We start from the raw sequence: 2,180 nt of genomic DNA, 5'->3' as shown, positions 1-2,180 counted from the left end.
GGCCGTCGGACCGCTGTTGGCGGCAGTCATAGTGCTCCCTTTCGGACAGTGGGCAATCTCCTGGTTTGCCATCGCTGCAATATTCGCTTCGCTGATAATGCTGAAGGTGGGCAGATGGTATAAGGCGTTGATAGCCTACCGAGAGGATCATTCCATCGCCGCCCCAGCTCCCAACACGAGCATCTCGGAGCGTAGCAAACACATGGCGCTCATTATCCTCGTGGTGCTGGTATTCTCAAAATACTTCTATACGGCATGCATCACCAACTATTTCACATTCTTCCTCATCGACAAATTCCATGTCAGTGTGCAGACCTCACAGCTCTGCCTCTTCGCCTTCCTCGCTGCATTCGCCATCGGCACGGTGGCTGGCGGCATATTCGGCGACCGTTTCGGCAGGAAGTACGTGATATGGTTCTCCATCCTCGGTGCAGCTCCTTTCGCCTTGGCGCTGCCGTTTGTAGATAGCCTGTGGCTCACGGTGGTCATGGCGTTCATGTCAGGACTTGTCATAGCTTCGGCGTTCTCCTCCATCGTGGTGTATGCCACCGACCTCATGCCCGACAAGCTCGGACTCATCGCCGGCATCTTCTTCGGACTGATGTTCGGCCTTGGCGGTCTGGGGGCCGCCTTCTTCGGATGGCTCGCCGACAAGACCAGCGTTGACTATATCTTCCGTGTCAGCGCCTTCCTCCCGCTGCTCGGCATCGTGGCCGGACTGCTTCCGGATACCCGGAAGAAATAGCCGTTGCAGACACCCATAAGATAATATCCAATAAAAAAGCATCAGCTGATGCAAAACCGTATAATACTACTGCTTATGAAAACTCTGAATCCAATACGCTGGATGCTGGCGGCACTGCTCGTCATCGCATTCATATCATGCGGAAAACGCACTCCCAAATACGTCATCGGCGTGTCGCAGTGCAGCGAGGACATTTGGCGCAAAAAGATGAACGATGAACTCCGCATCGCCACCTTACCCCATGACAACATAGAACTCCGTATCGTCTCTGCCGACGATGATGTGGATAAACAGATAAAGCAGATAGACAAGTTGGTGGAACAGGGCGTAGACCTCTTGATCGTAGCGCCGATACAGGGAGATGTGGCGAAGGCAATGGACAGAGCCTACGACAAGGGAATACCGGTGATAATGTTCGACCGCCGCACGTCATCCTCCAAATACACCGCATATATCGGTGCCGAAAACGAGGAGATGGGACGCAACATCGCAAAGTTCCTCTCCTCTCGTATCGACGGGAGCGGACGCATTCTCGAGATCTGCGGTCTGCAGTCGTCGTCGCCGGCAAAATCCCGTCTGGACGGTTTCGATCATGAGGCAGCCCTTCATCCCAACATGGATATCGTGGGCCATCTGATGGCAGACTGGACCCAAGAGAGAGCCTACCATCTGATGGACTCCCTTCTGTCGGGTCCTCACGCCGAGTTCGACTACGTCTTCGCCCATAACGACCGCATGGCAAAAGGGGCGATAGAGGCAGCCAGGAAGCATCATCTGGATCTCGACAAGATAAAGTTTCTCGGCATCGACGCCGTGGCGCTCGAAGGCGGCGGACTGCAGATGGTGAGAGACGGCGAACTGCTGGCTTCGTATATCTATCCCACACGGGGCGACAAAGTGTTGCAGCTGGCGTTGGACATATTAGAGAAGAGGAAGTTCAAGAGAGAAAACCTCCTCTCCTCGGCGCTCGTCACCACCGACAACGCTAACGTGCTGCTCATGCAAGACGAAGAAATAAAGCGCCAGAGCGACAATCTGATATCGCTGAGCCGCAGGGTGGAAAACACCACCAATGCCTTCGACACCCAGCGCAGCTATCTCTTCATGCTACTCTTCCTCGTGGCGATGCTCATCATCGTCTGTGTGCTTGCCCTGAAGGCATATCTGGCAAAGAAGCGATACAATACCCAGCTGCAGGAGAGCATTCAGAAGCAGAAGAAGATGACCGACGACATGGAGAGGATGACTCAGACGCAGTTGCGCTTCTTCACCAACATCTCCCATGAGCTGCGCACTCCGCTCACCCTCATCTCCGGACCTGCCGAACGCTTGGCGGATAGTCCCACCATCAGTGGCGAAATGCGGAAACTCGTTGAGATGATACGTCGCAACGTGGGAATCCTCTCCCAGATGGTGAGTGAGATACTGGAGTTCC

1 protein-coding gene and 1 pseudogene (1 of these 2 only partly in view) are annotated in these 2,180 nt (G+C 54.4%); both read left to right on the top strand.

What is annotated here, in order from left to right; all coding sequences use genetic code 11:
* A pseudogene (locus QVO99_RS08065) lies at positions 1-745 on the top strand (MFS transporter); it begins 451 nt to the left of the window's first position.
* A gap of 75 nt (positions 746-820) precedes the next feature.
* On the top strand, positions 821-2,180 hold a 1,360-nt coding region (locus QVO99_RS08060), incomplete at its 3' end, for a substrate-binding domain-containing protein (RefSeq protein ID WP_288177066.1).

This window comes from Prevotella sp. CAG:592, from assembly GCF_000436015.1.
Lineage (GTDB): Bacteria > Bacteroidota > Bacteroidia > Bacteroidales > Bacteroidaceae > Prevotella > Prevotella pectinovora.
The sequence above is the reverse complement of the archived record's forward strand: the minus strand, read 5'-3'. Positions and strand labels throughout refer to the sequence as shown.